At 61.7% G+C, this 12049-nt stretch carries 11 protein-coding genes; all 11 read left to right on the top strand.

Features of this window, described 5'->3' with window-relative positions:
* Nucleotides 1–23: 23 nt before the first annotated feature.
* The 11 genes from C3Y91_RS12275 to C3Y91_RS12330 are packed head-to-tail and all read left to right on the top strand — an operon-like array spanning nucleotide 24 to nucleotide 11926.
* Nucleotides 24–1106 carry a hypothetical protein gene (locus C3Y91_RS12275; RefSeq protein ID WP_168575351.1) on the top strand — a complete coding sequence of 361 codons (1083 nt, stop codon included), beginning with the start codon at nucleotides 24–26 and terminating at the stop codon, nucleotides 1104–1106.
* Nucleotides 1107–1124: 18 nt separating this feature from the next.
* Nucleotides 1125–2096 (top strand): phage major capsid protein, encoded by a 972-nt coding sequence (locus tag C3Y91_RS12280; protein WP_168575352.1) that lies wholly within the window; start codon nucleotides 1125–1127, stop codon nucleotides 2094–2096.
* 22 nt (nucleotides 2097–2118) lie between these two features.
* Nucleotides 2119–2904: a hypothetical protein gene (locus tag C3Y91_RS12285; RefSeq protein ID WP_168575353.1), complete on the top strand. Its 786-nt coding sequence runs from the start codon at nucleotides 2119–2121 to the stop codon at nucleotides 2902–2904.
* A gap of 10 nt (nucleotides 2905–2914) precedes the next feature.
* Nucleotides 2915–3070, top strand: coding sequence for a hypothetical protein (locus C3Y91_RS12290; RefSeq protein ID WP_168575354.1), 156 nt, complete (start codon nucleotides 2915–2917; stop codon nucleotides 3068–3070).
* 60 nt (nucleotides 3071–3130) lie between these two features.
* Entirely contained in the window at nucleotides 3131–3697 is a 567-nt protein-coding gene (locus C3Y91_RS12295; RefSeq protein WP_168575355.1) for a hypothetical protein, read from the top strand.
* A 15-nt stretch (nucleotides 3698–3712) separates the two neighbouring features.
* Nucleotides 3713–4420, top strand: coding sequence for a phage adaptor protein (locus C3Y91_RS12300; RefSeq protein WP_168575356.1), 708 nt, complete (start codon nucleotides 3713–3715; stop codon nucleotides 4418–4420).
* Complete coding sequence (locus tag C3Y91_RS12305; protein ID WP_168575357.1) at nucleotides 4417–6240, top strand: hypothetical protein; 1824 nt, start codon at nucleotides 4417–4419, stop codon at nucleotides 6238–6240. The genes C3Y91_RS12300 and C3Y91_RS12305 overlap by 4 nt, the downstream gene beginning before the upstream one ends.
* The gene (locus C3Y91_RS12310) at nucleotides 6237–6635 is read left to right on the top strand and encodes a GNAT family N-acetyltransferase (RefSeq protein WP_168575358.1); all 399 of its coding nucleotides are present in this window, start codon (nucleotides 6237–6239) and stop codon (nucleotides 6633–6635) included. Before C3Y91_RS12305 ends, C3Y91_RS12310 begins: the two co-directional genes overlap by 4 nt.
* Nucleotides 6619–7620 carry a tail fiber domain-containing protein gene (locus tag C3Y91_RS12315; protein ID WP_168575359.1) on the top strand — a complete coding sequence of 334 codons (1002 nt, stop codon included), beginning with the start codon at nucleotides 6619–6621 and terminating at the stop codon, nucleotides 7618–7620. Before C3Y91_RS12310 ends, C3Y91_RS12315 begins: the two co-directional genes overlap by 17 nt.
* Nucleotides 7620–10001 carry a hypothetical protein gene (locus tag C3Y91_RS37855; protein ID WP_246780191.1) on the top strand — a complete coding sequence of 794 codons (2382 nt, stop codon included), beginning with the start codon at nucleotides 7620–7622 and terminating at the stop codon, nucleotides 9999–10001. Before C3Y91_RS12315 ends, C3Y91_RS37855 begins: the two co-directional genes overlap by 1 nt.
* Nucleotides 9989–11926, top strand: a complete 1938-nt coding sequence (locus C3Y91_RS12330) for a hypothetical protein (protein ID WP_168575360.1) — start codon at nucleotides 9989–9991, stop codon at nucleotides 11924–11926. The genes C3Y91_RS37855 and C3Y91_RS12330 overlap by 13 nt, the downstream gene beginning before the upstream one ends.
* Nucleotides 11927–12049 lie beyond the last annotated feature (123 nt).

A 12049-nucleotide genomic window follows, 5' to 3' on the forward strand; every position in this document is an offset into this window, starting at 1 on the left:
CCCCGAAATAGGAAACATCCGACATGGAAGACCTGATTAACGAGGCCGGCAACGGCAGCGAAGACCTCGGCACGTCCGACAAGCCGATCAGCATCCGGGACAGCCTGAGGGCGGCGATCGACAGCGCCGAAAGCTCAGCATCCGGCGGCGGCATGGAGCGTCAGCGCGACGAGCATGGCCGATTTGCGCCGAAGGAGACGGACAAGACCGCCCCGGCGCAACAGGCGGCCGCTGCCCCAAAGACTGCACAGACGTCGGCCGCGGCAACCGCTGCTCCTGCCGCCCAGCAGACGCCACAGGCGCAGCCTCAGGCATCCGAGCAGCAGCCGGCCGCAACCCACCGTGTCCCGCCTGGCTGGTCTCAGGAGGCCAAGGCTCAGTTCGGAACACTGCCGCCCGAGGTCCAGGCCGCCGTCGCCAAGCGGGAGCAGGAAGTCGATAACGGCTTCCGGGTCCTGCAGGATTACAAAGGCCTCGAAGAATTCACGCCGATCGTGCGCCAGGCCGGCACGACACATGCCGATGTCATGCGGAAGGCGATCGACTGGGAACAGTCGCTCGTTCGCGACCCGGTCAACACCGTCATTCACGTCGCCAAGATGGCCGGCGTCAATCTCCATGCCCTTGTCGCCGGGCAGCAGGACCAGATCCTGCAGCGCCGTCCGCAACAGGCCCAACAACAGCCAACGCCTCAGCCCGTCAACGTCGAGGCCACGGTTGAACAGGTACTTCGGAAACGAGACACTGAAACTCAGGTCAATGCCTTCATTTCCGACCCGGCAAATGTGCACGCCGAAGCCGTTCTTGACGACATGGTCGCCCTCATCAGCGCAGGGCGCGCATCGTCACTCAAGGATGCTTACGACGCCGCCTGCTGGATGCGCCCCGATATTCGTCAGCAGCTGATCAGCCAGGCTGCGCCGGCGACCACAGTTCAAGACCAGACCTCCCAGAGGGCAGCAGCGGCAGATCAGGCCCGCCGCGCCTCGCGATCGATCTCCGGCTCTTCCGCCCCCGGTCCAACCCAGGGCGCCGGCGCCGGCCAACCAACCTCAATCCGCGATTCCCTCCGCAGCGCATTGCACGCCGCGAACGGTCGCGTTTGACCAAAAGGAAAGTGAACCATGGTTTCCCCAAACCTCTCTGAAATCGTCACCACGACCCTGCGCAACCGCAGCGGCGTGGTTGCGGATGACGTGACGAAGAACAATGGTCTTCTGAACCGTCTCAACACCCGCGGCCGTAAGAAGCCCGTCTCAGGCGGCCGCACCATCGTCCAGGAACTGCAGTACCAGGAAAACAGCACCTTCAAGCGCTATTCCGGCTATGAAATCCTGAACGTTCAGCCCTCGGACGTCATCACCGCTGCCGAATACGACTACAAGCAAGCCGCGGTTGCCGTCTCCATGTCCGGCCTGGAACAGCTCCAGAACTCGGGCGAGGAAGCGGTTCTCGACATGCTTGAACAGCGTATCGAGAATGCCGAAATCACGCTGAAGAACAACATCGCTCTCGACTGCTATTCCGACGGCACGGCTGATGGCGGGCGGCAGATCGGCGGTCTTCAGCTGTTGATCTCGACGTCCCCAACGTCGGGAACGGTCGGCGGTATCAATCGCGCGACCTGGGGCTTCTGGCGGAACCAGAAGTTCTCCGCATTGGCCGACGGCGGCACCGCTGCGACGAGCGCGAACATCCAGTCCTATATGAACCGGCTCTACATGAGCTGCGTTCGCGGTGCGGATGCTCCCGATCTGATCATCGGCGACAACAACTACTTCCGCCTCTACTGGGAATCGCTGCAGGCGATCCAGCGCATCACCTCGGCGGACAAGGGCATGGCTGGTTTCCAGACCCTGCAATACATGGGCGCCGACGTCGTGTTCGACGGTGGCTTCGGCGGTGGCGCGCCTGTCAACCAGATGTTCTTCCTGAACACCAAGTACCTGTTTTATCGCCCGCACCGCGACCGCGACATGGCTCCGATCGGCGATGAACGCATGAACACCAACCAGGACGCCTTCGTGCAGCTCATGGGCTTCGCCGGCAACCTCACCATGAACAACGCCTTCCTGCAGGGCGTGCTGTTCGCCTGATCGAACGAAAGGATCAACTCCAATGACCATCGCAACTTCCCAGACCGATCGTCTTGGCGCGAACCCGTTCGTCGTCGAAGGCCCGATCGTTGCCGGCTCCGGTGTTCCGGGTCCGAACTTTGCCCTCGGCGCCGTTGCCGGCGGCGACCGCGAATCCGAGTGGGTCTATTGCAAGCTCGTTCTTGCATCGACCACCACGCTCCAGCCCGGTCAGTGGTTCCAGTGGGACCGGGACTATACCGCATCTCTGCTCACCACGGCTGCGGCCGTCGTCGGCAACCGCTGCGGCGTCTTCGCTGGTGCAAGCCAGGCTCCGACACAGTCCGGTGGACCGGCGCAGTCGATCAGCCTGGTTGCTGGCACCTATTACATCTGGGTCCAGCGCAACGGCGAGGCTCCGGCTCTCGTCACCACTGCTACCGCTGCTCTCGTCGTGGCGGAAACCACGGCAACGGCAGGGCTTGCCAATGCCCCGGCTTCAGCCACGACGACCACCAAGGCGATCCAGGGCGTCAACTTCACGGCGGCCAATCAGACCTTCACAGCGACCACCGTCAACGGTTCCGCTGTGTTGACCTCTCTCGGTAGCGTCAGCCCCGCAGGCGGCCCGTTCATCGGTGCCGCTATCTCAGGCACCGGCATTCCGGGTTCCACCACCATCAGCGGGATCACCTACACCCCCTCGGGTACGGTCCAGAGCATCACCATGTCCGCCAATGCCACGGCCAACGGCACCGGCATCACCATCACGGCGACGGGTGTGCTCGAGGCAACGCTGATGCGTCCGTTCCTGTCGAAGGTGAACTAAGGAGGCTGAAATGTCCCTGACGAGTGAGCTTAACAAGAAAATCGAGGCCGACCGCAAGGCCGGCCGCGACATCTCTCCGGTGATCGAGGAACTCATCCTGATGATCGCCGAAAAGGTCGACAAGTCGAAGGTCGAAAACCATCCGGCCACAAAGACCAGCAAATGATCAACGGCGGGCGCTTCGGCGCCCGTTTCCTTTCCCCGCCATCAACAGCGAGACAAGCCCATGACCAACAACAACACCGGCGTTTATGCGTCGTTCAGCATTCAGCCCATCGAACAGCCATTCCTCACTGAAAAGGAAGGACGTCCGATTTTCAAGGACGTCGAGTTCGTCACCATCTTCATCGCCGGCGACAAGCACACCGAAGTGCAGCGGGTTGCGACTGATCACGACAAAGAGCGCTTTTCCGACGCTTACAAGCGCTTCAAGGAAGGCGCTGCTGCTCGTGAGCAGATGGTCGGCACACCGCTTGCTCAGTGGTCGTACCTCAAGCCCAGCCAGATCAAGGAGCTGGAGTCGATCAACGTCTACAGCGTCGAGCAGCTGGGAGCTCTTTCCGACACCTCCAAGCAGAAAATCGGCATGGGCGCGAACGAGCTTGTCTCCGCCGCCCAGGCCTTTCTGGTGACCTCCAAGGACGCCAGCGCCGCATCTGCTTTCGCCGCGGAGAACGAACGCCTGAAGGACGACGTGAAGCGCCTGGAAGAGCAGGTTGCGGAAATGGGCCGGCGCTTCGAAGCCATGGCGAAGGAACAGGGCGGCTCCGGCCGTCGCAATGCAGCCGCTTAAATCGGAGATCCGCGCATGTCGCTCTTGACCATTATCCAGAACGTATGCGCGGAAATCAGCATCGACCCGCCGACTGCTGTCATGTCGTCGGCGGATCCACAGATTGCTCAGCTGCGCATCCTTTCTTTTCGGGCAGGCCGCGATCTGCAGCGAAACCATGACTGGTCGGCGCTGGTCGTGATCAGGGATTTCACGGCGACGGGCGTCATTCCGGAACCTGCCGAACCGCCTGCGGATTGGGATCGCTTCCCCGATAATTCGAAGATTTGGAACACGTCGCGCCTTTGGCAGTTGAACGGTCCCGTCGAGCCTCAGACCTGGGAACGCAACACGATCCTCAATTCCAACCCGGTGCCGCAGATCTGGCGCATGCTGGGCGGTAAGCTCGCAATCTATCCGAACGATGCCGGAGAAACCTTGCGATATGAATACGTGTCGAATGCTTGGGTCGCCCTAAACGGCGGCACGACCTATGCCGCCACCTGGGCCAACGATACCGACACCGCGAGATTTCCTGAAGAGCTCGTCGAGTTGTCGACCATCTGGCGATGGAAGCGGGCTAAGGGCCTCGACTACGGGGAAGAGATGGCCAATTTCGAGCGTGCCAAGGAGTCAGCGGTTGGTTCCGACCGCGCCGCGGCGCCGGTGGATCTGTCTCTGCCGAACCGCGGGCAGGTTCCGGAAAACTATTGGCCCGGCACGATCACGGTGCCGAACCCATGACACGCAAACCTGTCTCATCCGGCGCGGGCATGACCCGGGTCTCTCCAAGCAAGGATTGGATTGCACCGATCGGCGGATGGCGCACCGATGTCGAAATGGCGGATATGCCGAAGGACGCAGCGTTCCAACTCGACAACTTCTTTCCGGAGGCGAACCGCGTCCGCGCCCGATACGGTTTCCTGGCGTTCGCCACCGGCCTCGGCGCCGACGTCAAGACAGTCATTCCGTATTCCGGCGTAAGCAACCGGCTGTTCGCCGCGGCAGGGGATAAGATATTCGACGTGACGGCTGGGGGTGCAGTCGGCGCCGCCGTCGTCTCGGGCCAATCCGCCGCGCATTGGTCGACACAGCAATATACGAACCCCGCAGGCCAGGAGTATCTGCGCCTGGTGAATGGCCTCGACACGCCGCTGCTGTTCAACGGGACTTCGTGGACCAACAACTACCTCGTCGGGACGGCGACGCTTGCGACACAGAACGTTGCGGTCAAGAACGTGCCGTATACCCTCAGCTTCTTCGGCACGGGATCGGTGACCTTGTCGGGCGCCTATGCTGGCGTTCTCAATGGGACAGGCGTCGCCAATCGGGTGACACTGACCTTCACACCGGTTGCCGGCACACTGACGCTCACGGTGGCGGGCTCGGTCACCAATGCGCAGCTTGAGACCGGCGCCGCCGCGACTCCATATGTCCCGTCAACGATGATCACGGGCATTCCGGATTCGTCATTGCTGATCGCGGTGACGGCTTATCGGTCTCGTCTGTGGTTTATCGAAAAGAACTCGACGAACGTCTGGTACCTCGCCACTGATGCTGTCAGCGGCACCGCAACAGTCCTGCCGGTCGGCGGCAACATGAAGTACGGCGGCACGCTCGTCGCGATCAACGTCTGGACTATCCCGGTATCAACGGGCCTGCAGCAATGCCTGGTGCTGATGTCGTCCGAGGGCGAGGTAATTGTCTTCCAGGGCTCAGATCCGTCCAGTGCAAGCAACTGGGGGCTGATCGGCACGTTCAAGCTCGGGCGCCCGCTCGGCACTGACAGGTGCATGCTATCGGTTGGCGCCGACCTTGCGATCATGACCACCGATGGCATCGTGCCGATCACAAAGGCCGTGCAGCTCGATCGCGGCGCCACGAGCCTCGGCGCCATCACTGCCAAGATCGGCCCGACATGGCGCGAGACCGTCGCGGCGATCGGCACAACGTCCGAGGAATGGCAACTGGCAAGCTTCCCGGCGCGTCAGATGGCAATCGTCAACCTGCCGTCGTCGTTCGGACCGTATCAGTATGTCATGAATACCGAGACCGGCGCATGGTGCCGCTTCGTCGGGATCTCGGCGTCATGCTGGGCGACTTGGCAGGACAGGCTGTTCTTCGGCAGCAGCGACGGAACCGTCTATGAGGCAGAAGCTGGCGCCAGTGATAATGGAACGGCGATCGACGCCCTCATGGTTGGAGCGTGGAACCGCTTTGGTGACGGCCTGTCGACGAAGTTTTCGAAGCTGATAGGCGTCACTGCTCAGATCGGCGTGTCGACGCTGATGTATGCCGGCATCTCGACCGACTACCAGACGAAGATCCCGACAGCGCTCTTATCGTCGGTTGAAAACAGCGCTGCTGCGAAATGGGGAACCGCGATCTGGGGGGTGTCGAAATTCCCGGGCAACATCCTTGCCAGGAAATTCGCCTCTGCCGGTGCTGCTGGTGCTGCGCTTGCGCCGACTGTGCGGGCTCTGATTTCCGGGTCTTCGGCGTCGGTATCGGAAGCTGCCGTCGTGGGCGGTGAGGTGCTTTACGAAAAAGGCGCGCCGCTTTGATCGTTTCGGAGCCTCGCGCCGATATCGCGGCCTGGGTCGGCGGCAAGATCGGGGTTTCGTTCGAACCTCCATACACCGCATTGGCGCATGTCGATCGCGGCCGGATCATCGCCGGCTATGTCTTCAACGTCTGGACCGAACACGACGTAGAGGTTTCGCTTGCCGCCGATCGGCTGTCGCTGACGCTGATGCGGGCCGCCTTCCGTTATGTCGCCGATCAACTCGGTTGCCGCCGTGCAACGTTCAGGACGCGCGCCGATAACGTTGCCGCTCAGAAGGCGCTCGACCGGCTCGGCGCTCGCCTGGAAGGCCGTCAGCGTGGGTACTTCGGCGACTGCGACGCGCTGCTCTTTGGAATCTTGAAAGAGGAATTCCCCTATGGTCTCCACGCCTAAGGCGCCGAAAGCGCCCGATCCGACACAGACTGCGGCGGCGCAGACAGCGACCAACGTGGACACCGCGATTGCCAACGCTGGTCTGAGCCACACCAACCAATACACGCCGGATGGCTCGCTGGAATACAAGGTCACCGGCAACTCGACGATGACCGACCAGAACGGCAAGACCTATAAGCTGCCGACCTATTCGGCCTATCAGACCTATTCGCCGGAAAATCAGGCGATCTACGACCAGACGCAACAGACGCAGCTCGGGCTGTCGAAACTGGCGAATGAGCAGACCGGCAAGATTTCGGGCATCCTCGGGACGAATGTCGATCTCAGCGCCGGGAATGTCGACAAATACGCCAACGACCATTGGCAGGGCGGGTTCAACAACCAATGGGATCGCGACCAGGCGAGCCTCGAGCAGAGCTTAGCCGACAAGGGCATCTCGATGGGCTCCGCTGCCTATGACAATTCCATGCGCGATTTTTCGACGCGCAAGCAGGCGGCGTCGGATCAGTACCTGGGAGACATGTATTCGAATGCGCAAAACTCCATCCTGACCGAGCGCAACCAGCCGCTGAACGAGATATCGGCGCTCATGTCCGGCTCGCAGGTCAACCAGCCCAACTACGTCAATTCGCCGACGACGCAATTGCCGACGGTGGATCAAGCCGGCCTCATCAACGAGAACTACAATCAGCAGATGGGCGCCTATAACCAGCAGGCGGCGAAGTCGAACGCGGCCATGGGCGGTTTGTTCGGCTTGGGCTCGGCGCTCCTCGGCGGCTGGGCAATGTCCGATCGCCGCCTGAAGCGCGATATCCATCGGATCGGAGCAACAGCCTCCGGGCTGACGATCTACGAATACGAATATGTCTGGGGCGGCGGCCGCCAAGTGGGCTTGATGGCCGATGAGGTCGAAACCGTCTTCCCGGGCGCCGTCACGGAAGCCCCTGGCGGCTTCAAGATGGTCAACTACGCGGGGGTTCTGTGATGGGCTTCATCTTCGGCGGCGATACCGGTCAATCGCAGGCAGATGTGACCGATGCTCGCAAGCGGCTTGCTGCGGCAATGCTGCAGCAGGGCACGGACACCAGTCCGATCCAGTCGCCATGGGAAGGCGCTGCACGTATGGCCCAAGCCCTCATGGGAGGCCTGGCGATCAAGCAGCAGGGCGACGATCAGCGCGCGGCCGATGCTCAGGTGATCTCCGCAATCACCGGGCAGCCTTACACGCCCCCTGAGCAGCCCAAGGGCTTCCTTTCGTCTATCTTCGGCGGCAACAAGGCGGCTGAACCGGGCGCTACCGGCTCTTCCATGCCTAAGGTGGATTCGGCTGGCAATGTCGCGGCACCAACCACAGTTCAGCCTGGCGGTAATCCTGAGGTGGCCGAGTACATTCGCCAAGCATCGCTCGCCAGAGGCATTGATCCGAACTACTCGCTTCGCGTGGCTGGTCATGAGGGTTTGAATGTATTCGACCCGTCATCGCCCGATCACGGCGGTGATGAAGGTTCCTCATTCGGTCCGTTCCAACTTCATTACGCAGGCCGGAGCAAGTCAATGCCGAACCCAGGCCTTGGCGATGAATTCACCAAGGCTACTGGGCTGCATGCCAGCGATCCGTCGACATGGAAGCAGCAGATTGATTTCTCGCTTGACTGGGCCAGAAAGCACGGCTGGAGCCCATGGATGGGCGCAAAGGCCGAGGGCATCACCGGTAAGATGGGGATCGGCAATGCGCCGCCCCAGCAGCAGGCCTCGGCCGGCATGCCCTCTGCACCGCCGGTCAATCCTGCCGCACCAGCACCGGTGCCTGGCTATGTAGATCCCATGGTAACGCCGCGCGCCGCCGCTACTCCCATGCCGCAAGCGGCCGCATCAGGTGAAGTCGCGAGCCTTGATCCCTCAATCGGCATGCCCATGCCCGGTGCAGCAGGTCAGATGCGTGCATCCTCTCCTGCACAGGTCATGCCGCCGCAGGGAGCCCCACAGGCCGCGTTGCCGCCACTTCCCACGTCCACAGTTGGCCCGACGCCGAACGTCGCCAGCATGCCGTCCGCGTCACAGATCCCTCCCGAGTTTCAGAACAGCCCGCAGCTCATGAATGCCGATCCGAACAAGGGCATTCTCCAGGCGATCCTTGGCGGCACTCCTGCATCTCAGAATCAGGTGGCCCAGGCGCAAGCCCTCGGGCAAAATCAGCAGCCAGCCCAAGCTCGACTTGTTCAGGCGCTGGACGGTGCATCGCCACAACAGGCGGCAAACCCGATGGCAAACCCGCGCGCTCAAGCGTTGGTGCAGGCGGTCATGAACCCGAATGCATCGCCGCAGGTGAGGGCAGTGGCCACCCAGCAGCTTCAGACGCTGATGCGTCCGCCGGAATATGGTTTCCAGACCCTACCGGATGGCACCATCATGCGCACTGATCCGCGCACGGGCACAATCGCGCCGATCTATCAGGCAACGCCGAAACCCGTCGAAGTGAATGGCCGCCTGGTCGATCCAGTCAGCGGGAAGGTGATCGCTGATTATAGCGACCCGAGCACGAGCACGGTTGACGGCTCGGTCGTCGACAACAGGACTGGTAAGCCGATTTTCCAGAGCCACAAGCCGATGGAAGTCAATGGCCGCCTCATTGACCCTCTAAGCGGCGAGCAGATCGCGGATTACAGCAATCCGAACGTGTCTGAGGTCAACGGTGATCTCGTCGACCAGCGAACCGGAAGGGTCATCTACAAGAGCGCTCCGAAGGGCGTGACGGTCCAGCCGGGCGAAAGCCTTGTCAATCCGCAGACCGGCGAACCGCTCTATCAGGGCACCGGCTACAAGCAGGAAGACGTGTCGAACCTACGGAAGGAAATCCAGAACCTGCCAACCTACAAGAGCTACCAGCAGGCGCTTCCTTCTTACTCGTCGATGGTAGACACGGCGAAAACGGACTCGAAAGCATCTGACCTGAACCTCGTCTATGGCCTCGGCAAGATCATGGATCCGAACTCCGTGGTGCGTGAGGGCGAGATGGTGATGGTAAACAATACCTCGAGCCTGCCCGACTGGCTGCAGGGCGCTATCAACAGCGTCAACGGTGGATCTCGGCTCGAGCCCGCTACGAGAATGGCAATCCTCAATGAAGCTCGCAGCCGCATGACGGCCTACCGTGGCGCATTGGACAACGACATGTCGCAGTATCGCGGCATCATCGGCCGGCGCGGAATGAACGAGGCAGACGTGCTTCCGACACTTGGCGATATCGCGGAAGTGCCGAATCTGAGCCCGCCGCCGGCGGCGGATGTAGGGGCGCCTCCTGAAGGTATCCCAGCCGATGTATGGGGCGCGATGACGCCCGCGGAGCGCAAGCTATGGCAGAAATGACACCCGAACAGCAGCAGGCGCTGGCAATCGCGGCCGCGCGGCTGAGGCTCCAGAAGCAGCCACAGCAGCCTCAAGGCCTACCGGCAGACGACGCAATTTCAGTTTCCAGAACTGGCATTGGTGGCCTCATCGAAGGTATTCCGATCGCTGGGCCGATCGTGCGCGACTGGACGGAGCGAGCTGCAGGAGCAACACTCGCGGCATTCTCCGATGAGACTTACGACCAGGTCATGGATCGCATCCATGATGCGAACAGAGCGGAAAAAGAAGCAAACCCGATTGTCGACAAGGGGGCGCAGATAACCGGTGCCGTTGCCGGGACAATCCCGGCAGTTATGGCTGCCCCCGCGGCATTCGGAGCAGGGGGCGGAAGTTTGCTCCTGCGTTCGGGTATCTCTGGGTTGACGGGCGCGACCATTGGCGGGGTGGACGCTGGTGTTCGCTCAGGGGGTGATGCGGAGAAGATCAAGGAAGGCATCACCATGGGCGGCCTGTTTGGCTTGGGTGGTCCCGTGGCGGGAAAAGTCGTTGGGGCTGGAGCTCGGGCCCTCGCCGATGCCGTCCGCACTCGTGCCGCAGCGCGAATTGCTGGCATGGACCCGCAAGCGTTCGGCTATTTCCGGCGCGCGGTTACCGACGATGGCCTGGACGCGGTGAGCTTGCCCCAGAAATTGCAGGAGATGGGGTCTAACGCTATTCCAGCCGACCTTGGACCGAACCTTCAGAAGCAGGCAGGTGCGCTCGCGGCAACGCCCGGAGCGGCGCAGACGACGATTCGAACCACGCTCGCCGATCGCGCGGCGGGCGCTAACGCCCGAATTGGTCAAACGATCGATGAAACGACTGGTCGAAACGTGGTCCCGTCGGAGGTCCAGGCCGATATCGCCGCAAACCAGAATGCTCATTCGCCACTCTATCGCGAGGCATTCCGCGAGGCCAGGCCGTACAGCACAGAGCCGATTGCATCCGCGCTCGAGGCTGACATCGGTCGGCTTCGCGGCCCGGCGCAAGCCCGTTTGCGGCAAGTGCGCGGCATGCTGAACATCGCCGACTCCAATGTTCTATCCACCGATCCCGGCGTCATGTTTCAGACCCGCCAAGCGATCGACGGCCTTTTGAAGACGGAAATTGATCCGAAGGTGATCTCCGCGTTGACCGAAGCTCGTCAGATGCTCGACGACGGCCTTACGCGCGCTGTCCCGCGCATCAAGGAGATTGATGCGGGATACGCCGAACTTGCTCGCCAGGACGAGGCAGTGACACGTGGTCAGCAGGTTCTGGATAGCGGCCGAACAGCGCCCAGGCCGTCAGAGCTGGCGGGAGAGGTCGAACGCGGCGCCCAGCCCCAGGGGATGCAGATCGGGCCTTCGGCGGTACCGTTGCGGCTGTCCCAGGGTGCCAGGGCCGAGATTGACCGCATAGTCGGCACAAATTCCAACGATATCGTAGCCATGAATAGGCTGATCAAGGGAGAGGGCGATTGGAACCGAGCGCGTCTCGCAACCCTGTTCGGCCCAGAGAAAGCGGAGCGGCTGTTCAAGGTACTCGATAACGAGAGCGTGTGGGCTGATACCGCCAACACAGTGACCCGCAACAGCGAAACCGCGGCGCGCCTTGCAGCCCAGAATGAGTTGGGTGGCGGCGTTGGAAATTTCGGTGTCAAGGAAGCATTCAAGGCCGGCGGCTTTCTCGGTGCGGCGCGGTCGGCTGCTATCGATAAGGTCGACGACATCGTCAAAGCGCTCATGTCGAGCGAGACCGGCAACGCGACGCGTGAAAGCCTGGCCCGCGCTCTGATCGGGGAGCAGCGGGAAAAGCTGGTCGAAGGTCTGATGAAAGCTAAGACAATGGGAACAACGCCCACATTAGTCGATCCGGTCGTCAAAGCTCTGCTTCTGAACGGTGGAACCGCGAGGACGCGATGAAGGATCGATCCAGCAAATGACCAAGTAGAGGGCGATCACGAATAGAACCCCGACTATAACGCCGCCGTTGAAATCGTTACCAACGACGTATCGCAAAGCGTCAACGCCAGACACGACCGCGTA

The sequence above is a fragment of the Rhizobium ruizarguesonis genome (genome assembly GCF_012349115.1).
In the GTDB taxonomy this organism is placed as follows: Bacteria; Pseudomonadota; Alphaproteobacteria; order Rhizobiales; family Rhizobiaceae; genus Rhizobium; species Rhizobium ruizarguesonis.

Coding starts and splice junctions, on each gene's coding strand:
- C3Y91_RS12280 (WP_168575352.1), top strand. CDS start 1,125: ATGGTTTCCCCAAACCTCTCTGAAATCGTCACCACGACCCTGCGCAAC.
- C3Y91_RS12295 (WP_168575355.1), top strand. CDS start 3,131: ATGACCAACAACAACACCGGCGTTTATGCGTCGTTCAGCATTCAGCCC.
- C3Y91_RS12285 (WP_168575353.1), top strand. CDS start 2,119: ATGACCATCGCAACTTCCCAGACCGATCGTCTTGGCGCGAACCCGTTC.
- C3Y91_RS12290 (WP_168575354.1), top strand. CDS start 2,915: ATGTCCCTGACGAGTGAGCTTAACAAGAAAATCGAGGCCGACCGCAAG.
- C3Y91_RS12275 (WP_168575351.1), top strand. CDS start 24: ATGGAAGACCTGATTAACGAGGCCGGCAACGGCAGCGAAGACCTCGGC.
- C3Y91_RS37855 (WP_246780191.1), top strand. CDS start 7,620: ATGGGCTTCATCTTCGGCGGCGATACCGGTCAATCGCAGGCAGATGTG.
- C3Y91_RS12315 (WP_168575359.1), top strand. CDS start 6,619: ATGGTCTCCACGCCTAAGGCGCCGAAAGCGCCCGATCCGACACAGACT.
- C3Y91_RS12300 (WP_168575356.1), top strand. CDS start 3,713: ATGTCGCTCTTGACCATTATCCAGAACGTATGCGCGGAAATCAGCATC.
- C3Y91_RS12305 (WP_168575357.1), top strand. CDS start 4,417: ATGACACGCAAACCTGTCTCATCCGGCGCGGGCATGACCCGGGTCTCT.
- C3Y91_RS12330 (WP_168575360.1), top strand. CDS start 9,989: ATGGCAGAAATGACACCCGAACAGCAGCAGGCGCTGGCAATCGCGGCC.